This window comes from Microbacterium sp. SORGH_AS_0428 (genome assembly GCF_031453615.1).
Classification (GTDB): Bacteria; Actinomycetota; Actinomycetes; order Actinomycetales; family Microbacteriaceae; genus Microbacterium.
Genome location: NZ_JAVIZT010000001.1, coordinates 1,646,326 through 1,664,555, shown reverse-complemented (window position 1 = coordinate 1,664,555; position 18,230 = coordinate 1,646,326). Strand labels below are relative to the sequence as shown.

Below are 18,230 nucleotides of genomic sequence, written 5' to 3'. Positions count from 1 at the left end.
CATCATGAGCGGGCGAGATCCGGACGTGCCGTGTAGTCGGTGAAGCCGATGCGGTTGCCCCAGGGGTCGACGACCTCTGCCGTCAGCCCGGTCGGAATCGGGAAGGTCTGCACGCCGAGTTCCGTGGCCGCGTCGCGGGCGTCCGCCACCTCGAACCAGACCTTCGTCGGCGAGACCTGGTCAGCACTGCTGAGGACGATCCCGGCCACGTCTCCTCCGACGTCGAGTACCGCCATATCGGGCGTGCGCACCTTGAGCGTCAGTCCGACCACCCGTTCGTACCAGCCCACCGCTTCGTCTAGATCGCCGACCTCGACGAAGACGTTGTCGATCCCGCGCGGCTCAGGCATGCTGCTCCATCCTCTGCTTCAAGCGACGCAGATCATCGCGGAGCCCTTTCCGGAACGGCAGCCACAGAAGGGGCTCCGCGGCTCGCATGACCCCGTGGAGCCTGATGGTGAGCTCCGCCGTCACCGTCGAGCCGCCGCCCGAGGCCGCGACGGTGTAACTCCCGCCACCGAGCCAGGGATCGCCGTCGAGTTCCCACGCCACACGACGGCCCGGCTCGAGCGCGATCACCGTCCACCCCATCCGTACGCTGCGCGATCCCATCGAGGCGATGGTCTCGCCGACGGTGCCGACTGCGGGACGCGTGGCGTCGACGTATCGCGAGCCCGTCACGGACTGCCGCCAGGACGTCTCATGCTCCACGAGCTCGAGGAAGTCGAAGACCTCCCGGGGCTCACGTTCGACCCGGATCGTCCCGACGGCGCGCATACCGCCACCGTAGGCCGACGGGCCGCCGGAGGCCCGGACGATCGCCGTGACAAGTCCGCGCGTCCCGCAGATTCAGAACGTCAGGTTGAAGACCCGCCGCGCGGTGTTCTCGAAGAAGTCGGCCTTCTCCGCATCCGAGATCGGCAGGGCGTCCTGCGCCGCGACCTCATCGGCCTCGAACTGATACGGATAGTCCATCGCGTACATCACGCGGTCCGGACCCGTCACCTCGCGGGTGAACAGGATCGCCGGCTCCCAGGGCATCCCCGAGGTCGTGAGCCAGATGTGGGAGCGGAAGTACTCCGAGGGCCGCTGCGCGAGCGGCTTGATCGCCTCGTAGCGTCCGGAGGCGACCTGCTTGGCATGCATGTGATCGATGCGGTGCAGCCAGAACGGAAGCGCCTCGCCCAGGTGCCCGACCACGAGCCGCAGACGCGGATGGCGATCGAAGACGCCCGACGTGATGATCCGGAGCAGATGGAGCCCCGCGCTGGCACCGAAACCGAGGATCGCCCCGTCGAGCCCGGCTTCGCGATAGGGGGCGATCATGGCGTTCGGGGGTGTGCCTGGATGCAGATACAGCGGCACGTCGAGATCCTCCAGCTCACGCAGCAGCGGCGCGAAACGCGGATGGTCCAGGTGATCGCCGCGCACGTGATCGTTCAGCATCAGGCCCTTCAGCCCGTGTTCCCCGACCGCGCGGCGCAGTGCCGCGACATCCGTCGCGGCATCCGTGAACGACACCGTCCCCAGCCCGGAGAAGCGCTCCGGCCGCGCCTGGCAGATCTCACCGAGCCGTGCGTTGGCGGTCTCGGCCAGCGCCACGGCCTCATCGGCGGGCAGCACCTGGGTTCCCGGCGAGGTGAGGGCGAGCACCTGGTGGTCGATGCCGGTCGCATCCATGTCGGCGATGCGTCGCTCGGCCGCGTCCTGCAGGCGCTCCACGACCGCACGCGGCTGCGGGTGAGGGGAGTTCAGGAAGTAGCCCATCAGGCTGTTGAAGCCGACGTCGTCCAGGTCGCGGCGCGCGAGATGGTCGCGGTACAGCGCGATCGCCTCGGGCGGCGCCCAGGCCTCCTCCGTCGCGATGCGCAGATACGGCGGGCGGTGTGCGTCGGCGTTCATGGAACGTGGATCCTTTCTGCGGCGGCAGCCGGCTCGTCGATGTCGTGCGTGGAGATGTCCGGCAGGCGCACGGCGACCGTCGCGGGCACGCCGCCGTCGACATGGCCGAGCGCCGTGCGCAGGGTGTCCTCCAGGTCGTCGAAGTCCGTGACGGTGGCCGCCCAGCCGCCGCCCGCGGCGCGAGCGATTCCGGGCAGGTCGGCCTCACGGCCGAGCCCGACCCAGAACCGTTCATCGCGCTGGGCGACGCCGTCCGGATACTGACGCACCGCGTTGCGCCTGGTCGCGTTCCAGCCGCCGTTGTCGAGGATGACGGTGAGCGTGGCGAGACCGTAGCGCGCGGCGACGGATGCGGCGGAGGAAGGTGCACTGAAGTAGAACGTGCCGTCGCCGACGATGCTGACGACGCGCCGGTTCGGCTCGGCGAGCTTGATGCCGAGGGCTCCGCCGCCCGACCAGCCCAGAGATGTTCCGCGGTTGCCGAACACCGTGCCCGGCAAGGTGCGCGGCAGGGATCGCCAGATGTCCGGTGCCGCCGTGATGGCCTCATTGACGATGATCGTCTCGGTGTCGATCAGCCGCGACAGGGTGGCGCCGACGCTGCCCGCAGACAGGCGTCGCTCTGCGACGTCCGCCGCGATGCGCTCGGCCCGCTCGGCCCGGGCGCGGTGGGCGTCGGCCGCCACGCTCTCGCGGCGCGCAGCCGCGGCCTCGGCCTGAGCGGCATCGGGGGCATGTTCCAGCAGCTGGTCGAGGAAGGTGAGCGCATCGGCGCGGATGAGCGCCTCGGCCGGCAGGTACCAGAGGGGGATGCGCTCCTGGAGCGGGTCGTCGCTCACCACGAAGATGCGTGCGTCGGGGGCGGGCTGCACGGCGGCGGGGATCCACGGCACGTCGGCGTCCAGCACGATCAGGACATCGGATGTCTCCACCGCCGCGGCCGGGGCGTCGCCCAGGTGCAGTGGGTGATCGTGCGGGAAGCTCAGCACCTCCGCGTTGTGCTCGACGACGCCGATGCCCCATCTCTCCGCGAGCGTCACGAGGCGGGCGACCGCATCCCGGTCCCGCCCGACGGAGGTCGTCACGATCGTCGCGCGGGAGGCGCCGGCGAGCGCGTCCACGATCGAACGCACGACATCGGCGCCGGCCGCGGCGGGGGCGATGCGCGGCCAGCGCTCGATCGCCGTCTCGGGGGCCGGGGCGCTCTGGGCGAGCACTTCGCGCGCGGCGGTGAGATACACCGGGCCTGCGGGGCTGCTGCGTGTCAGCTGCAGGGCGCGGAGGACGACCTGCGGAACGTTCGCCGCGGTGCGCAGGTCGTACGACCATTTCGCATATGGCCGCACGAGCGCGTGCTGGTCGGGCACGTCCTGGAGGAAGGTCACGTGGGTGTCACGGCCCCCCTGCTCCTCGCCCTCGAGCGTGTAGGGCGTGAGCCCCGCGAAGATCAGGACCGGCACGCGCGCGCGTGCCGCGTTGTGTACGGAGCCGCCGAGGTTGGCGGTCCCCACATCCGTGTGGACGAACACCGCCTGGGGGCGCCCCGTGGCGAGGGCGTAACCGTGCGCCGCGCTCAGCGCCGTGTACTCGTGCGGGCACACGATGACCCGGGGGACGCGCTCGCCGCGTGCACGATCCGCGGCGAGCGCCTCGATGAGCGCCGGATGGTCGCTGCCGAGATTGGCGAACACGTGCTCGACGCCGGCCGCGCGGAGGGTGTCGACCAGCATGGCGGCGGCGGTCGTCGTCATGAGCGGCCCCCGGCGAGGACGTGACCGTCGACGCTGTGGAAGCGGAGGTATTCGTCGATCCCATGGGGCGAGCCTTCCCAGCCCATGCCGCTCTGCTTCCAGCCGCCGAACGGGATCCAGCGCGAGCCTTCGGGCGAGAACAGGTGGCTGTTCACGAAGGTGACCCCGGCCTCGATCTCGCGGGCCACGGCAGCGCTCGCGACCGGATCGCGCGACCACACGGACGAGGCCAGGCCGAAGGGGGTGTCGTTGGCCCAGGCGACGGCCTGGGCGACGTCGTCGTAGGCGACCACCGGCAGCACGGGGCCGAACTGCTCGTCCCGCACGAGCTCGTCCTCCTGACGCGCATCCGTCACGAGGTGGGGGAGCAGGAAGTGCCCGCCGTCCCAGTCGGTCGTGGACACCGGACGCCCCAGCTCACGCACCTCGCGGCCCGCAGCGCGGGTACGTTCGACGATCCCGCGCACGCGTTCCAGCTGGGCGGCGTTGTTGAGCGGGCCCATCGTCGCCTGCGGATGCAGCGACTCGCCCACGCGCATCCCGTCGATCCGCTCCGCGAGAAGCGCGGAGAGCTCCGCGTGCTGCCCGCGCGGAACGTAGACGCGCTTGACGGCGAAGCACACCTGACCGGCGCGGCGGTACGCGGAGGCGACGATCCCCTCCGCAGCGTGGGCCAGGTCCGCGTCCGCCAGCACGATCGCGGGATCGTTGCCCCCCAGCTCCAGATGGACGGGCTTCAGCGCCGTCGCGGCCCGCGCCAGCACGTGGCGCGCGGTCTGCCCGCCCCCCGTGAACGACACCTTGCCCACCCGTGGGTCGTCGATCAGCGCCTCGACGGCGGCGGCCGTGCCGTTCACCACCGAGACGACACCCGGGGGGAAGACGGCGCCGACCAGGCGCGCGAGCACCGTCACCCCCAGCGGGGACGTGGGCGAGGGCTTGACCACGACCGCGTTGCCGGCCGCGATCGCGGGCGCGATCTTGTTGGCGGTGAGCACGAGCGGGGCGTTCCACGGCACGATGCAGCCGACCACCCCGAACCCTCGGCGCTCGACCCGCACGTAGGCGTCGTCGGCGCCGCGGCGATGCAGCTCGGGTTCGAGACGCTCGGCGACGGCGTCGGCGATCGCACGGAACACGGTCGCAGCGGCGCCGGTCTCGGCGCGGACGGTCGCGAGCGGCGATCCGTTCTCCCTCGCCGTCAAGACCGCCAGACGATCGGCGTGCTCGTCGATCACGTCCGCTGCGCGGCGCAGCAGGCGTTCGCGATCCGCGATGTCCGAGCGGGACCAGGATGCGGCTGCGCGCGCCGCCGCATCCACCGCCGCGGTCACCTCGGCCGCGCCGCCGTCGAACACGACGCCGACGATCTCGCTGACGCGGGCGGGGTTGCGCACGTCGATGCGCGCGCCGCCCGCGCGCTCCTCCGCGTCGATGAGGTGCCCGAGCTCGACCGGGCTGTGCGCGTCGACGACGGGGAACGCCGCGACGATGCCGGGGCCACTCACGAGAGAGCCGCCGTGGATGCAGGCATGACGAGCGAGAGGAGATGCGCGCGAAGATCCAGGAACTCTTGACTGGCGCGGGTGCGCACCTGGTCGCGGGTGCGTCCGAGGGGCACGGGAACCACCTCGCGAACCACGCTCGGGTTCTTCGAGAGCACCACGATGCGGTCGCTCAGGTAGATGGCCTCGTCGATGTCGTGGGTGACGACGACGACCGTGATCCCGAGTTCGTTGCGCACCCGCAGGACGAGATCCTCGAGGTCGAACCGGGTCTGCGCGTCGACCGACGCGAAGGGCTCGTCCATGAGGAGGAGCTCGGGGCGGTACGACAGGGCGCGCGCGATGGCGACCCGCTGCTGCATGCCTCCCGACAGCTCCCACGGGTACTTCTTGCCCACGTGCGCGAGGCCCACGCTCTCCAGCACCTCCTCGGCGCGTCGCTCACGCTCTCGCCGCCCCACGCCGCGCGCGGCGAGAGGGATGGCGACGTTCTTCGCGTTCGTCATCCAGGGATACAGCGAGCGGCTGTAGTCCTGGAAGACGAGGCCGAGCTCGGCGGGAACGTCGGTGAGGCGGTCGCCCTCGAAGCGCACCTCGCCGCCACTGGGAGAGGCGAGCCCGGAGATGCAGCGCAGCAGCGTCGTCTTGCCCGCGCCGCTGGGGCCGACGATGCAGACCAGCTCGCCCTTCGCGACCTCGAAGCTGACGTCCGCGACGGCGGTGTTGGCCTGATCGGTGCCCTCGTTGTAGGTCTTTCGCAGTCCTTCGACCTCGAGGACGGGGACGGTGGATGTGGGGTGGGACATCGATCCTCCTTAGGATCCGTTCGCGGCCCGCGAGCGGTAGTACCAGCGCAGGGCGCGGCGCTCGACGACGACGAAGAGGTAGTTCAGGACAGTGCCGAGCAGTGCGAGGACGAGGATGCCGGTCCACATCTTCACGATCGCGAACTCCGCCTGCGCCTGCAGGATGAAGTAGCCGATGCCCGAGCGGGCAGCGACCATCTCGCTCACGACCATCAGCACGATGGCGATGGTCAGGCTCGCCCGCATCCCCGCCGCGATCTGCGGCGCAGCGGCGGGCAGCACCACGCGGAAGAAGGTACGGATCCCGCCCAGGCGCAGCACGCGTGCGGTGTCGAACGCCGTGCCCGAGATCCCCCGCATCCCGTCCAGCGTGTTCAGCAGCGTGGGCCAGATGGACCCCAGCGCGATGAGCGCGATCTGCCGCATCTCGCCGATCCCGAAGATCGCGATCATCGCCGGAAGCAGAGCCGGTGCGGGCAGGACGTAGAGGAAGTAGATGAGCGGGTTCGCCGCCTGGCGCACCCGTCGCCACCGCCACAGCACGGTGCCGCCGACCAGGCCGATGACGACGCCCGCGAGGTAGCCCAGGACGAGGTTCCGGACGCTCGCGATGAGGTTCGTCCACGCCCCGTAGACGACCCACTGGTTCCAGGTCTCCTGCACGATTCGCGACAGCGGAGGAAAGAACGGCGACGTGCTGCCGGCCGAGACGAACCACCACACCGCGATCAGGACGACGGGCAGCCACAGCGCGAGCAGCACACCGACGAGGCGGGAGGCGAACGGACCCGAGCGGCGGCGCGGCACGGGAACGGTGCTGGTGGTGAGCCGGCTCATGCGCGCGCCCCCTTCGCCTCGAGCCGCATGTTGCGCTGCGACTCGTGCCAGTGCATCAACCGCTTCTCGATGAGGAAGAACGCTCCGGTGAGGGCGATGCCCAGCAGTCCCGCGACGATGATGTACGCGTACATCGTGGGGTAGGCGCTCACCCCGGCGTTCTCGGCGAGCAGGATGTTGCGCCCGACGCCCGCGGCGCCGCCCACGATCTCCGCCACCACCGCCAGGATGAGCGCCTGCGCCGAGGCGATCCGCATCCCGGTGACGAGGTACGGCGACGCGCTCGGGATGCTGACCACGAGGAAACGCCGGATGCCGCGCACTCCGAGCGCCTTGGCGGTGTCCGCCACGACGGGATCCATCGAGCGCACGCCGTAGATCACCTGGATGACGAACGGCCAGAACGCGGCGAAGCAGATGAGGAAGATCTTCATCGGCAGCGTGGAGCCGGCGACGAGGATCACCAGCGGCAGTACGGCGATCGCGGGGATCGCCTTGAAGGTCTCGATCACGGGTGCTGCGCTCTGGCGGGCGATGTCGCTGTGTGCCAGCGCCGTGCCCACGACCAGGCCCAGCGTGATCGTGATGACCATGCCGAAGAACCAGCCGATGAGCGTCGCCCCCACGGCGGACCACAGTCGCGGCGTCGTGAGTTCCTGGAGGAGGGCCGCGAGGGAGTCTGTCATGGAGGGGAACTGCGTCGGGCTCACCAGCGCCGTCGATGTCGCCAGCTGCCAGGCGACGAGGACGATCGCCACGGCCAGCAGGGGCAGCACCACGGCGAGGCCGCGCTCACGCGCTGCGCCCCTCATCCGCCGGCCTTCTCACGGGCGGGGAAGGAGTGCGACGTCATGTCAGTTCTCCAGGGCGCCGGGCCACACGACCGAGTCGACGTCAAGGTTCTTCAGGGCGTCGGTCAGGGACTGGTCGGTGCCGAACTTGACGAGCAGGTCGCGCGCCGTCTCGAATCCGGTGACGGTCAGGCGGGGATCGCCGCCGATGTTCCAGCGCGCGGCCGCGGCCTGCTCGGCCGTCACTCCCATCCCCTTCTCCAGAGCGGAGCGCGCCGCATCCTCGTTCGCCGATGCCCCTTCGATCGACTCGATCATCGCGTCCGAGAACGCTCGCACGGTCTTCGGGTTCTGATCGATGAAGGACTGCGACGTGTTGAAGAGCGTCGTCGCCGCGCCGTTGAAGATCTCGCGGTTGTTGTACCCGAGCGTCACACCGCCCGCCGAGAGCGCGTCGGCCGCGAACGGCCACTGCATGACCGCCGCGTCGACATCGCCGTTGGCGAGGGCCGCCGCCATCTGGCCGAAGGGCATCTGCACGAGCTCGATCGAGCTCGCGTCCACGCCGTCGCGGCTCGCCAGCTCCCACAGCGTCAGCGTGTTGTGAGAGGACAGTCCCACGGTGGCTACGCGCTTGCCCTTGAGATCCCCGTAGTCGGTGATCCCGGAGGTGGGCGAGGCGATCGTGATCGTCCCCTCGTCGTCGGGCTGGATCTGCCCTTCGATCGTGGACACGGCGCGCAGCGGGATGCCGTTCGCATTCGCGGTGAGCACGTGCACGACGGTGGCGAAGCCGAAGTCGTAGGTTCCGCTGGCGACACCGGAGACGATGGATGCGACGTCCGTCTGCGGGGTGATCTCGAGCGTGAGCCCGTGCTTCTCGAAGATGCCCTCCTCGATGCCGTAGTACAGCGGTGCGAACTGCGAGGACGGGTTGATGGCGATGGTCAGATTCGCCTTCTCCGGAGCGCCCGTCTCATCACCGCCAGCGGGCTCGGCGGCTCCCGCGCAGGCCGCGAGGGAGAGGGTCATCAGTGCGGCCGCGGTCAGGGCCACGGTCCGGCGGAGGGTCAGGAACGTCATTGTCTGCCTCTTTCTGTGTGAGCGGGAGCTCGGTCGGGTGGTGCGGGTGTCACAGCCCCAGCAGACGCGACACGTTGCCGTGGTAGATCTCGGCTCGGTCGGCGTCGTCGATGATGTCCATCTCCTCGAGGTTGGCGATCGTGGAGCGGATGTATCCGGGGCCCTTCTCGGGATCGAAGGGCGTGTCGCTGGCGAAGAGCGTGTGATCGACGCCGAAGAACTTGATGGCGGTGCGCATCGCGTCGCCCGCTCCGAAGTACGCGGTGTCGACGTAGAAGCGGCGGAACGCGTCGATGGGGCGCTCGGTGAGGGGATAGCCCTCGATGTCCTCCGCCTGATCGGCGGGGGTGCGCGAGCCGAGCTGGTCCCAGCCCGGTCCGATCCGGCCCGCGAAGTGGGGGATCATCGCGCCGCCGTGGTGGATCAGGATCTTGATGTCGGGCAGCCGCTCGAACACTCCGGAGAACACGAGCCGGGACATGAAGGCCGACAGGTCGTACTCCCAGCCCAACGTCCACCAGATCTCGAACTTCGAGCGCGCCTCGGTCTTGTAGTCCGACCAGCTGGAGTCGCGGCAGGGGTGGACCTGGATCATCTTGTCGCCGCGTGCGGCGACCGCCTCGTAGAACGGGAAGAACCGCTCCTGGTCCATCGGGCCGCCGTTGACGTGCGTGTAGATCTGGACGCCCACCGCGCCCAGCTCGTCGAAGGCGCGCTCCGCCTCCGCGATCGCGGCGTCGACGTCGCTGAGCGACACCGCGGCGCAGAACCCGGCGAAGCGGTCGGGGTTGTCCCGGGTGAGCTCCGCCATCCCGTCGTTCGCGATCCGCGCGAGCTCCACCGTCCGCGCCGTGGGTCCGAGATCCTCCAGCGGCGGTGCTGCCGAGTTCACGATCTGCCGGTAGTCGGGGCCGAACTCGTCCATGATCCGGAACCGCTCGTCCATGTCCACGAGGGCAGGAACACCGCTCACCCGCTTCTGGATGTTGCGGGCCACGGGGCTGTCGTCGATGGCGAAGAGTCGCTTGGCGTACTCGGCCGGCAACAGGTGGCAGAAGGCGTCGATCTTCATCGGCTCGGATCCTCTCTCGCCGGCTCACCTCGTCGTGGCCGGAACGCGAGCAAGCCAATCCCCGTCGCCCGGAGCGGGCAAGGGCGCGCGGGGGCGGATTCCGCCCTGCGGAATCCGGGCGGGTGCGCGGGGCTCACCGGGCCAGGTCGCCGCGGATCGCCGACGCGCACGCGCGCAGCTCGACGACCAGCTCCCGCATCCGCTCGGCGCCCAGGCGTGCACTGGGGGCGGACATCGCCACCGCGGCGATCGCGCGTCCGTCCCGGGCGCGCAACGGGACGGCGATCGCCGACAGTCCGTCGCGGCTCTCCTGGTCGTTGACGGCGAAGCCGCGCATCATCACGAGCGGAAGCTCCGCCATGAGCTGGGTGAAGGTCCGGGTGCGCTGTGTCAGGCGCCGGAGGCCGCGCGGGTACAGGGCGCGCAGCTCCTCGCGGGACAGCTCCGCCAGCAGCACCTTGCCTCCCGAGGTGGCGTAGGCGGGCAGCAGTGCGCCGGTCAGCACCTGCGTGCGCACCTGCTGGTCCGCCTCGAAACCCGCGACGAAGCGTACGGAGTCCCCCTGCCGGACGAGGAGATTGACCGTCTCGGAGATCCGTTGGCTGAGCACCTTCAGGTGCGGCTCACCCGCAGCGCGCAGGTCGATGGAGCTGGTGCTGTGCACCCCGATCTCGATCAGCGCCGGTCCTACGCGATAGACCTTCGAGATCCGGTCCTGGGTGACGAATCCACGGGCGGCGAGAGTCGTCAGCAGGCGGTGCGCGGTCGATGGGGCCACGCCGAGGCGAGCGGCGGCCTCGGTCACGCGAAGTTCGGGTCGATCGCCGAGCAGCAGCAGCAGGCGCAGCGCATGGTCCACTGAGGCGAGGGCGGGTGGGGGAGGGGGTTCCGATGTCGTCATCGACATCGTGACATCGTATGCGCGCGCCGAACGGATGCGGACGGGCCTTGTCGGCGGCCGCCCGCATCCGTTCGGCGACGGGTCAGTAGACGATGACCGGCTTGACCGTCACGCCGTGGTGCATATCGGCGACCGCCTGCTCGATCTCATCGAGCGTGTACGTCTTCTCCAACAGCTCCAGCGGCAATCTGCCCTCGCCGTGCAGACGGGCGAGTTCGGGGATGAGCTGCTGCGGCAGCGTGTCGCCCATCGTGACACCGCGCAGCACCTTCCCGGTCAGGATCCCCTGGATGTCCACCGGGATCTCCGTGCCGGGAGGGGGTGCGCCGCACACGAGGACCGTGCCGCGGATGGCGGCGGCATCCAGCGCGCTCCGAGCCACGCGCGGGCTCGCGGTCGTGTCGAAGCTCAGGTCGACACCGTGTCCGCCGGTGATCTCAGCGAGCCGGGCCGCGACGTCCTCGATGCCCGCGTTGATCGTGTGGGTCGCACCGAGCCGCCGGGCGAGCGCGAGTCGCTCGTCGACGAGATCGATCGCGACGAGCGCGGCGGGGTCGCGGTGCGCCGCCGCCATGATCGCCGACAGTCCGACCGCGCCGGAGCCGTAGACGGCGACCGTGTCGGCGGGGGTCGGATCCAGCACGTTCCACATCGATCCGAAGCCGGTCAGGATGCCGCAACCGAGCGGTGCGAGCACGGTGAGATCGGCGGTCGCGTCCACCGCGACGAGGGAGCGTTCGTCGGCGATCGCGTAGGTCCCGAACGAGGACTGCCCGAAGAAGTGCCCGGCCACCGGGACGCCCTCGTGGGTGATGGTGCCCGAGTCGTCGGGGCGCATCATGCCGAAGAGGTTCCGCGCCTGCCAGGTCTCGCAGTAGGCGGGATGCCCGCCCGCGCATCCGCTGCACGCTCCGCACGAGGTGAAGCTCAGCAGCACCTTGTCGCCGGGTGCCACGGAGCTCACACCCGCCCCGACCTGTTCGACGACGCCCGCGCCCTCGTGCCCGATGACGCCGGGCGAGGGGAACGGGATGCCGCCGGCGATCACGCCGAGATCCGTATGGCACAGCCCCGTCGCGACGAGCCGCACGAGCACCTCGCCGTGGCCCGGCGCCCCGTACTCCACATCCTCGACGCGCAGCGCGCCGTCTTGGAGAACAGCCGCGCGGCCGGCGGTCACGCCGACGCTCCCGTCTCGAGGTTGAAGACGATCGAATGGGTGCGCTGGTACGAGGCCATCGCCTCGGGTCCGTTCTCGCGCCCCCAGCCGGAGGCCTTGACGCCGCCGAACGGGACGGAGGGATCGAGCAGTGCCCAGCCGTTGACCCACGTGATGCCCGCATCCAGGCGCGCGGCCACGCGGTGCGCCTTGGCGAGGTCGGCGGTCTGGATACCGGAGGCCAGGCCGTACGGCGTCGAGTTGGCGAGGACGATCGCTTCCTCCTCGGTGTCGAAGGGCTGCACGGTCAGGACGGGGCCGAAGACCTCCTCGGCCACGACCTCCGCGTCGTTCGGCACGTCGGCGATCACGGTCGGGCGGTAGTAGAAGCCGCCCCCGAGATCGGCGCGCTCGCCACCCGTGACGATGCGCGCACCCGCCGCGCGGGCACGATCCACCATCGCCGCCACCTTCTCGAGCTGGGTGGCGCTCGCGAGCGGACCGATGACGGTCGCCTCATCCGTCGGGTCGCCGAACGGCACATGGGGAAGAGCATCGGCGAGGATGCCCAGCGCCGTGTCGTAGAGCGGGCGCTGAACGAGGAGCCTCGGGCCCGCCATGCAGAACTGGCCGGAGTTGAACACGAATGCCGAGATCACCGTGTTGATCGCGGCGCTCAGGTCCGCATCGGCGAACAGGATGTTGGCCGCGTTGCCGCCGAGCTCGGCCGTGAACGGCTTCAGCGTGCGCCCGGCGATCGCCGCCGCGTGTGCGCCGATCTCGGTCGATCCGGTGAAGGCGATCTTGTCGACACCCGGGTGGCCGACCAAGTGGTCGCCGAGTGCCGCGCCGGGGCCCGTGACGACGTTGAAGACGCCGTCCGGCACGCCCGCCTCCTGCAGGATGTCGGCGATGATGAGGGCCGAGAGGGGGGTGTCGCTCGCGGGCTTGTGGACGATCGTGTTGCCGGCGATCAGGGCGGGAGCGATCTTGGAGCTGGAGAGGATGAGGGGGAAGTTGAACGGCGTGATGGCCGCGACCACGCCGATCGGCTCCCGCTTCACATAGGCGTGGGTGTTGCCGGTCGTCTCGCGTACGTCGCCGTCCAGATGGTGGCCGAGGCTCGCGTAGAACTCGTAGAGCTCCGCGGCGTTGTTCACGTCGATGATCCGCGCGAACGTGATGGGCTTGCCGACATCCAGGCTCTCCGCCTGCGCGAGCTCTTCCGTTCGCTCGCGCATGAGCGCGTAGGCGCGCTGCAGGATGCGGGCGCGTTCCCGACTCGACAGGCGGGACCAGACGCCGGAGTCGAAAGCGGCCCGCGCGGCGGCGACGGCGTCGTCGACGTCGGCGGTGGTCGCTCGTGCGACCTCGCCCACCTTGCGGCCGGTGGCGGGGGATACGACGTCCATGACGGCGCCGTCGGAGGCGTCGCGCCAGACGCCGCCGATGAACAGCTGCCCGCGTGAGCGCGGGTGCGCATCCGTCGCGGTGGATGCGGGGTCGGTGAGGGTCATGAGGTGCTCCTTCGGTGGGTGGGGTCAGACCAGTGCGCTCGCGGCGACGCGCGCCAGCGCATCGACGAAGCCCTGCGGGTCTTCCTGGAACGGTGCGTGTCCGTTGGCGAGGCGAACGATCTCGGATCCGGCGCGCTCGGCGAGCGCCTGCTGGAACGCGGGCGGCACGAGCACGTCCTTCTCGGTGAGCAGGTACCAGCTCGGCTTCGTGCGCCAGGCGACCGCGGTCACGGGGTCGGTCAGAGAAGCGAGTGACTGCGGACGGAACATGTCGGCGAGCTGCTCGCCCGCCTCCGCCGGAGTGCCCGGCGGGAAGTCGGCGGAGACTATCGCGACGCGCTCCTCGCGGGTGGCGCCGAGGGTGACCTGGCCGCCCGTGACGTGCCACCCGGGTGGGAACTCGCCGCCGACGGATCCCCGGACGCTCTCTCCCGCATCCAGTGCGAACGCGGCGATGTAGACGAGCCCGGCGACCGCGGGATGGTCGCCGGCCTCGGTCACCGGCACCCCGCCGTACGAGTGGCCGACCAGCAGGACGGGATCCTCTGCGAGATCCAGGCGGTCGCGCAGCGCCGCGGCGTCGGCGGCGAGGGACCCGGTCGATCCCGTGGCGGGCAGTTCGAGGGTCTCGACCGTCCAGCCGAGCGCCTGCAGCAGGGGGATGACGGGGGCGAACTCCCACCCTCCGACCCACGCGCCGTGGACGAAGAGCACATGCGGGCTCTGGCTCATGATTCCGGTCTTCCTTGATCCGGGGAGCCGGCGTCGGGTGGCGGCTCCGTGACGACGATGTCTGACGCTCAGTGTCGACCGGTGCCCGCAGCCGCGGTATCCGTAGGACTACGTAACCTCACCCGTGACCGCAGCGCGGCTGGACTCGAACCACGCCGCGATCTGCGCGCGGGAGCCGAACCCGAGCTTGCCGAGGATGCGCTGCACATGCGTGTCGACGGTGCGCACCGACAGCACGAGCCGCTCGGCGATCTCGCGATTGCTCAGCCCCTCGTGGACGCCGGCGGCGACCTCCCGCTCCCGGTCGCTGAGTCCGCCTGCAACGCTGCGAGCGGATGCGGCGAACGACACCGCCTCGGCGGGGGTCAGGCGCTCGCCGACCGCGGCGGCGCGCTCGAACGCGCGGTCGCCGAGGCGGGCCCGCACCCGGGCCACGCACCGTTCGTGGTGGGCCGCCATCTGCGGGCCGTGCACCGCGATGTCGGAGCCGACGCGGCGCCAGCGGCTGCGGGCCGCCCCGAGCAGCACGGCCGAGCGCTCGGTGGGTGAGCGTGCCGCGTCGATCCAGCTCAGCAGCTCGAGCACGAGGCAGTCCCCGACCGGATCATCGATGCCGTCCTCGGCCCGCAGCGACTGGCGCGCCTGCGTCTCCGCGAGATCGAGCTCACCGTCGCAGAACGCCGACAGAGCGAGCGACCACAGCGCGAGCGAGCGCATCCACATCTCGCCGATCGCTTCGCTGTGTCGCGCGGCCGCTTCGGCCGACGTCCCCGCTCCCCGCTCGCCGAGGTGGCTTCGTGCCGTCGTGAGCTGGAACTGCGCGAGCAGCGCCTCGTCCGCCAGGCCTGCGCCGAGGGCGCTGCCGATGGACCGTTCGAAGTCGACCACCGCCGCCGCCGGATCGCCCGAGAACAGCGCGTGCGTTCCGCGCCACCGCTGGAGCTCCACGGTGAACACGACACGCTCCGGTGGGGGAACGGATGCGAGCAGCGCCTCTGCGTCGCGGAGGTGGAGGTCCGCCTCGTCCAGATCGCCCTGCAGCAGACACAGCCACGCCGCCGTGATCCAACCCCGCATCCGTGGCACCGCGCCCGCGCCGGGCAGTGCCAGCACACGCGTCGCCCACGCGCGTCCCTCGGGCAGGAACCCTCCGACGCCCCAGTGGTAGCGCAGCGCGGCGAACAGCGCGAGCGCCGTGTCCGCCCCCACCTTCGTCGCGGTGCTGAGCGCCGCGTGCAGCTCGGCCCGGTCGGCGCGCTGGGTCGCGATGATCCGCGATTGGTCGGGGCCGTACCACTGTGCGTCGGCGACGTCGGCGAGGCGTCGGTAGTGGGCGAGATGGCGGTGCAGCAGCAGCGGCCACACGCCGTTCTCCTCCGCGCGCTGGCGTCCGTAGGCGCGGATGGTCTCGAGCATGCGGAAGCGCCCGCTCTCGCGGTCGGCCTCGATGACCGATTGCGCGACGAGATCGTCGACCACATCCACGACCTCCGACTCCTCGAGCTCCGCCACCGATGCGGCGGCCGCGAGGTCGAAGGGTCCACGGAAGACGCTCAGGGCCTCCCACGCCCGGCGCTGCTCGGGGCTGCACAGTTCATAGCTCCAGTCGACGACCGCGCCGAGGGTTCGCTGGCGGGCGACGGCCGAGCGGGATGCGGCCCGCAGCAGCGTGAAGCGCGACGACAGACGACCGTTGAGCTCGGACAGCGGCAGCGATCGCAGCCTCGTCGCCGCCAGCTCGATCGCGAGCGGGAGGCCGTCCAGTGAGCGGCACAACTCCTCTGCGACGGACCGCTCCTGCTCCGACAGCGTGAAGGACGCGTCGGCGGCACGGGCGCGCGCCATCAGCAGGGCGAGGGCGTCGGAGGGGCGGGAGGCGTCGTCGGTGAGCGACAGTGGGGGAACGGCGAAGACCTGCTCGCCGTCGACGTCGAGCCGGCGTCGGCTCGTGGCAAGGATGGTCAGCTGCGGGACCGCATCCAGGAGTTCGTCGGCGAACACCGCCACCGCGTCGATGAGGTGCTCGCAGTTGTCGAGCACGACCAGAGACGGTGTCTCGGCGAGGACATCGGCGAGGAAATCGAGTGGATCTCGGGCCGAGTGTTCACCGACCGGCAGGGCACGCGCGACGGCCAGGGGCACGCGGCGCGCATCCTGGAGAGTGTCGAGTCCGACGAACCAGGCGGTCACCCCCGCAGCGGCCACGAACTCGTTGGCGGCCCGCGCGGCCAGACGCGTCTTCCCGACCCCGCCCACGCCGGTCAGAGTGACCAGGCGGCTGGTGCGCAGCAGCGTGCCGATCGTGTCGAGCTCGGCCCTGCGGCCCACGAACTCGCTGCGCGGTTCGGCGATCATCCAGACCCCTTCGTCTGCACCGATTATGCATCCCGGTGAATGGAGCGGGATCGGCGCGCGCTCACAGACCGATGACGACGATGCCGGCCACGACGACCACCGCGCCGAGGACGCCGCGGCCGAGGTCGTGTTCATCGAACAGACGCCAGGCGACGAGCGATCCGATGACGATGGACGACTCCCGGAGCGGCGCAACGAGGGCGACGGGCGACTCCTGCATCGCCGTGAGCACGAGGATGTAGGCGAGCGGAGAGAGCACGGCTATGAGGATGAGGGGCCGCCAGTCCGCGCGCAGCGTCGTGCGCACGCCCGCGCGACGCCGCAGGATGCCGGGGGTGAGCAGGGCGCACTGGAAGAGGAGGGTCCCCGCGTAGTAGCTCTCCGGTGCGAGGCCGAGTCGGCCGACCGCGTGGGCGTCCCAGAGTGTGTAGGCCGCGATCGCGATCCCCGTCATTACGCCCCACAGCACACCGCGTCGCGCGTCGCCCCCGCGCATCTTCCGAGGATCACCCGCGACGACGAGGATCCCGCCGACCACGAGCAGACCGCCGACTGCGGACGTCCAACCGATCCACTCACCCAGCACCGCCACCGCGACCCCCATCGAGAGCAGGGGGCCGCTGCCCCGGGCGACGGGGTAGACCACACCGAAGGCGGCGCGATCGTAGCCGGCCTGCAGGGCGAGGGAGTACCCCGCATGCAACGCGGCCGAGACGGCGCTCGCTCCGATCAAGGCCGGTGTGATCGGTTGGATACCGGCTGCAGCGAACCACACGGCCAGCGGTGCGCACAGGATCGCCGAGCCGACGGTGTACGCGCCGACGAAGAGGATGGTGTCGCCGCGCTTGTACTTCGATGCGAGGTTCCAGCCGGCGTGCGCGAACGCTGCGAGCAGAACGATCGCGAACGTTCCGATGGGCATCAGGGCATGTCGGGGAGGTCCATGCCGGCGCGCTCCGCCCGTCGGACTCGCCCCGGATCACTGAGCGCGAGCGTCGCAACGAGCACATCGACGACCGTCAGCTGTGCGAGACGGCTCGCCGATGCCGCCAGCTGCGTCGAGAGGGGAGCCGCTCCCGTGAGGAGCGTGATGCGGGCGAGCTCCGTCAGAGGGGTGGCGCGGCGGTCGGTGATCGCGATGACGGTGGCGCCCGACGATGCCGCGGCGTCGGCGACGGCCAGCGTCGTCTGCGTGCGGCCCGTCGAACTGACGATGACCGAGACATCGCCCGGGCTCATGAGGCGGGCAGCGATCATCGCCGACTCGTGGTCGACGACGCCCGCCGTGCGCACCCCCAGCGCGCGCATCCGGAAGACGGCATCGGCGGCGACCGTGGCCGAAGGCCCCGCGCCATAGGAGAGCAGCTGACCGCAATCGCGGATCGCCTTGACCGCCGCGCGCACGTCGTCAGCGATCAGGGCGCCTCTCAGTGCGGACAGTGCGTCGATTCCGGATCGGACGGCGTTGTCCATGACGCTCGCGGCATCGCTGTCCGCATGAAGAGAAGGCGGCGGGGCGAAGAAGTCCGCACTGCCGCGAGCCCGCGCGATCTCCAGCTTCAGATCCGCGAACCCCTCGAACCCGATGGCCCGAGCCGCGCGCACCACGCTCGGAGCCGAGACGCCGGCTCGGGCCGCGACCTGAGCAGTGGTGCTCGTCCCCACGAAGAGCGGGTCGGCGATCAGCAGCGCGATCACCTTCGCCTCGCTGGTCGCGAGGTCACCGCTGCGAGCGCGTACCGCGCCGAGCCACTGTTGCAATGGCTCGGCAGGCTCAGTAACGCGGTTACTCTTATGGGAAGACATGTGTAACAGCGTA

Annotated in this window: 17 protein-coding genes; all 17 read right to left on the bottom strand. The window is 70.7% G+C overall.

What is annotated here, in order from left to right; translation table 11 throughout:
- Positions 1-2 precede the first annotated feature (2 nt).
- The 17 genes from QE374_RS07850 to QE374_RS07770 all read right to left on the bottom strand — a co-directional run bounded on the left by QE374_RS07850 (position 3) and on the right by QE374_RS07770 (position 18,217).
- On the bottom strand, positions 3-350 hold the full coding sequence (locus QE374_RS07850) for a VOC family protein (RefSeq protein ID WP_309733711.1): 348 nt from the start codon (positions 348-350) through the stop codon (positions 3-5).
- A complete protein-coding gene (locus QE374_RS07845) occupies positions 343-777 on the bottom strand; it encodes an SRPBCC family protein (RefSeq protein ID WP_309733709.1) in 435 nt (144 codons plus the stop codon). The genes QE374_RS07850 and QE374_RS07845 overlap by 8 nt, the downstream gene beginning before the upstream one ends.
- A 72-nt stretch (positions 778-849) precedes the next feature.
- Positions 850-1,902, bottom strand: a complete 1,053-nt coding sequence (locus tag QE374_RS07840; protein WP_309733707.1) for an amidohydrolase family protein — start codon at positions 1,900-1,902, stop codon at positions 850-852.
- On the bottom strand, positions 1,899-3,653 hold the full coding sequence (locus QE374_RS07835; RefSeq protein ID WP_309733705.1) for a thiamine pyrophosphate-requiring protein: 1,755 nt from the start codon (positions 3,651-3,653) through the stop codon (positions 1,899-1,901). The genes QE374_RS07840 and QE374_RS07835 overlap by 4 nt, the downstream gene beginning before the upstream one ends.
- The gene (locus QE374_RS07830; RefSeq protein ID WP_309733704.1) at positions 3,650-5,161 is read right to left on the bottom strand and encodes an aldehyde dehydrogenase family protein; all 1,512 of its coding nucleotides are present in this window, start codon (positions 5,159-5,161) and stop codon (positions 3,650-3,652) included. The genes QE374_RS07835 and QE374_RS07830 overlap by 4 nt, the downstream gene beginning before the upstream one ends.
- A complete protein-coding gene (locus QE374_RS07825; protein ID WP_309733702.1) occupies positions 5,158-5,964 on the bottom strand; it encodes an ABC transporter ATP-binding protein in 807 nt (268 codons plus the stop codon). Before QE374_RS07825 ends, QE374_RS07830 begins: the two co-directional genes overlap by 4 nt.
- A gap of 9 nt (positions 5,965-5,973) precedes the next feature.
- Entirely contained in the window at positions 5,974-6,801 is an 828-nt protein-coding gene (locus QE374_RS07820; protein ID WP_309733700.1) for an ABC transporter permease, read from the bottom strand.
- Positions 6,798-7,613 (bottom strand): ABC transporter permease, encoded by an 816-nt coding sequence (locus tag QE374_RS07815; RefSeq protein ID WP_309733698.1) that lies wholly within the window; start codon positions 7,611-7,613, stop codon positions 6,798-6,800. Before QE374_RS07815 ends, QE374_RS07820 begins: the two co-directional genes overlap by 4 nt.
- A 42-nt stretch (positions 7,614-7,655) precedes the next feature.
- Entirely contained in the window at positions 7,656-8,675 is a 1,020-nt protein-coding gene (locus QE374_RS07810; protein ID WP_309733696.1) for an ABC transporter substrate-binding protein, read from the bottom strand.
- A 49-nt stretch (positions 8,676-8,724) separates the two neighbouring features.
- On the bottom strand, positions 8,725-9,747 hold the full coding sequence (locus QE374_RS07805; protein ID WP_137418727.1) for an amidohydrolase family protein: 1,023 nt from the start codon (positions 9,745-9,747) through the stop codon (positions 8,725-8,727).
- 133 nt (positions 9,748-9,880) lie between these two features.
- The gene (locus QE374_RS07800) at positions 9,881-10,654 is read right to left on the bottom strand and encodes an IclR family transcriptional regulator (RefSeq protein WP_309733693.1); all 774 of its coding nucleotides are present in this window, start codon (positions 10,652-10,654) and stop codon (positions 9,881-9,883) included.
- Between the two features lie 76 nt (positions 10,655-10,730).
- Positions 10,731-11,828, bottom strand: coding sequence for an NAD(P)-dependent alcohol dehydrogenase (locus QE374_RS07795; RefSeq protein WP_309733691.1), 1,098 nt, complete (start codon positions 11,826-11,828; stop codon positions 10,731-10,733).
- Positions 11,825-13,324 carry an aldehyde dehydrogenase family protein gene (locus tag QE374_RS07790; RefSeq protein WP_309733690.1) on the bottom strand — a complete coding sequence of 500 codons (1,500 nt, stop codon included), beginning with the start codon at positions 13,322-13,324 and terminating at the stop codon, positions 11,825-11,827. The genes QE374_RS07795 and QE374_RS07790 overlap by 4 nt, the downstream gene beginning before the upstream one ends.
- A 24-nt stretch (positions 13,325-13,348) precedes the next feature.
- Positions 13,349-14,056 carry an alpha/beta hydrolase gene (locus QE374_RS07785; RefSeq protein ID WP_309733688.1) on the bottom strand — a complete coding sequence of 236 codons (708 nt, stop codon included), beginning with the start codon at positions 14,054-14,056 and terminating at the stop codon, positions 13,349-13,351.
- 108 nt (positions 14,057-14,164) lie between these two features.
- Positions 14,165-16,411 carry a LuxR C-terminal-related transcriptional regulator gene (locus QE374_RS07780; protein ID WP_309733686.1) on the bottom strand — a complete coding sequence of 749 codons (2,247 nt, stop codon included), beginning with the start codon at positions 16,409-16,411 and terminating at the stop codon, positions 14,165-14,167.
- A gap of 61 nt (positions 16,412-16,472) precedes the next feature.
- Positions 16,473-17,333, bottom strand: a complete 861-nt coding sequence (locus QE374_RS07775; protein WP_309733684.1) for an EamA family transporter — start codon at positions 17,331-17,333, stop codon at positions 16,473-16,475.
- The gene (locus QE374_RS07770) at positions 17,333-18,217 is read right to left on the bottom strand and encodes a MurR/RpiR family transcriptional regulator (protein WP_309733682.1); all 885 of its coding nucleotides are present in this window, start codon (positions 18,215-18,217) and stop codon (positions 17,333-17,335) included. Before QE374_RS07770 ends, QE374_RS07775 begins: the two co-directional genes overlap by 1 nt.
- Between the last annotated feature and the right edge of the window lie 13 nt (positions 18,218-18,230).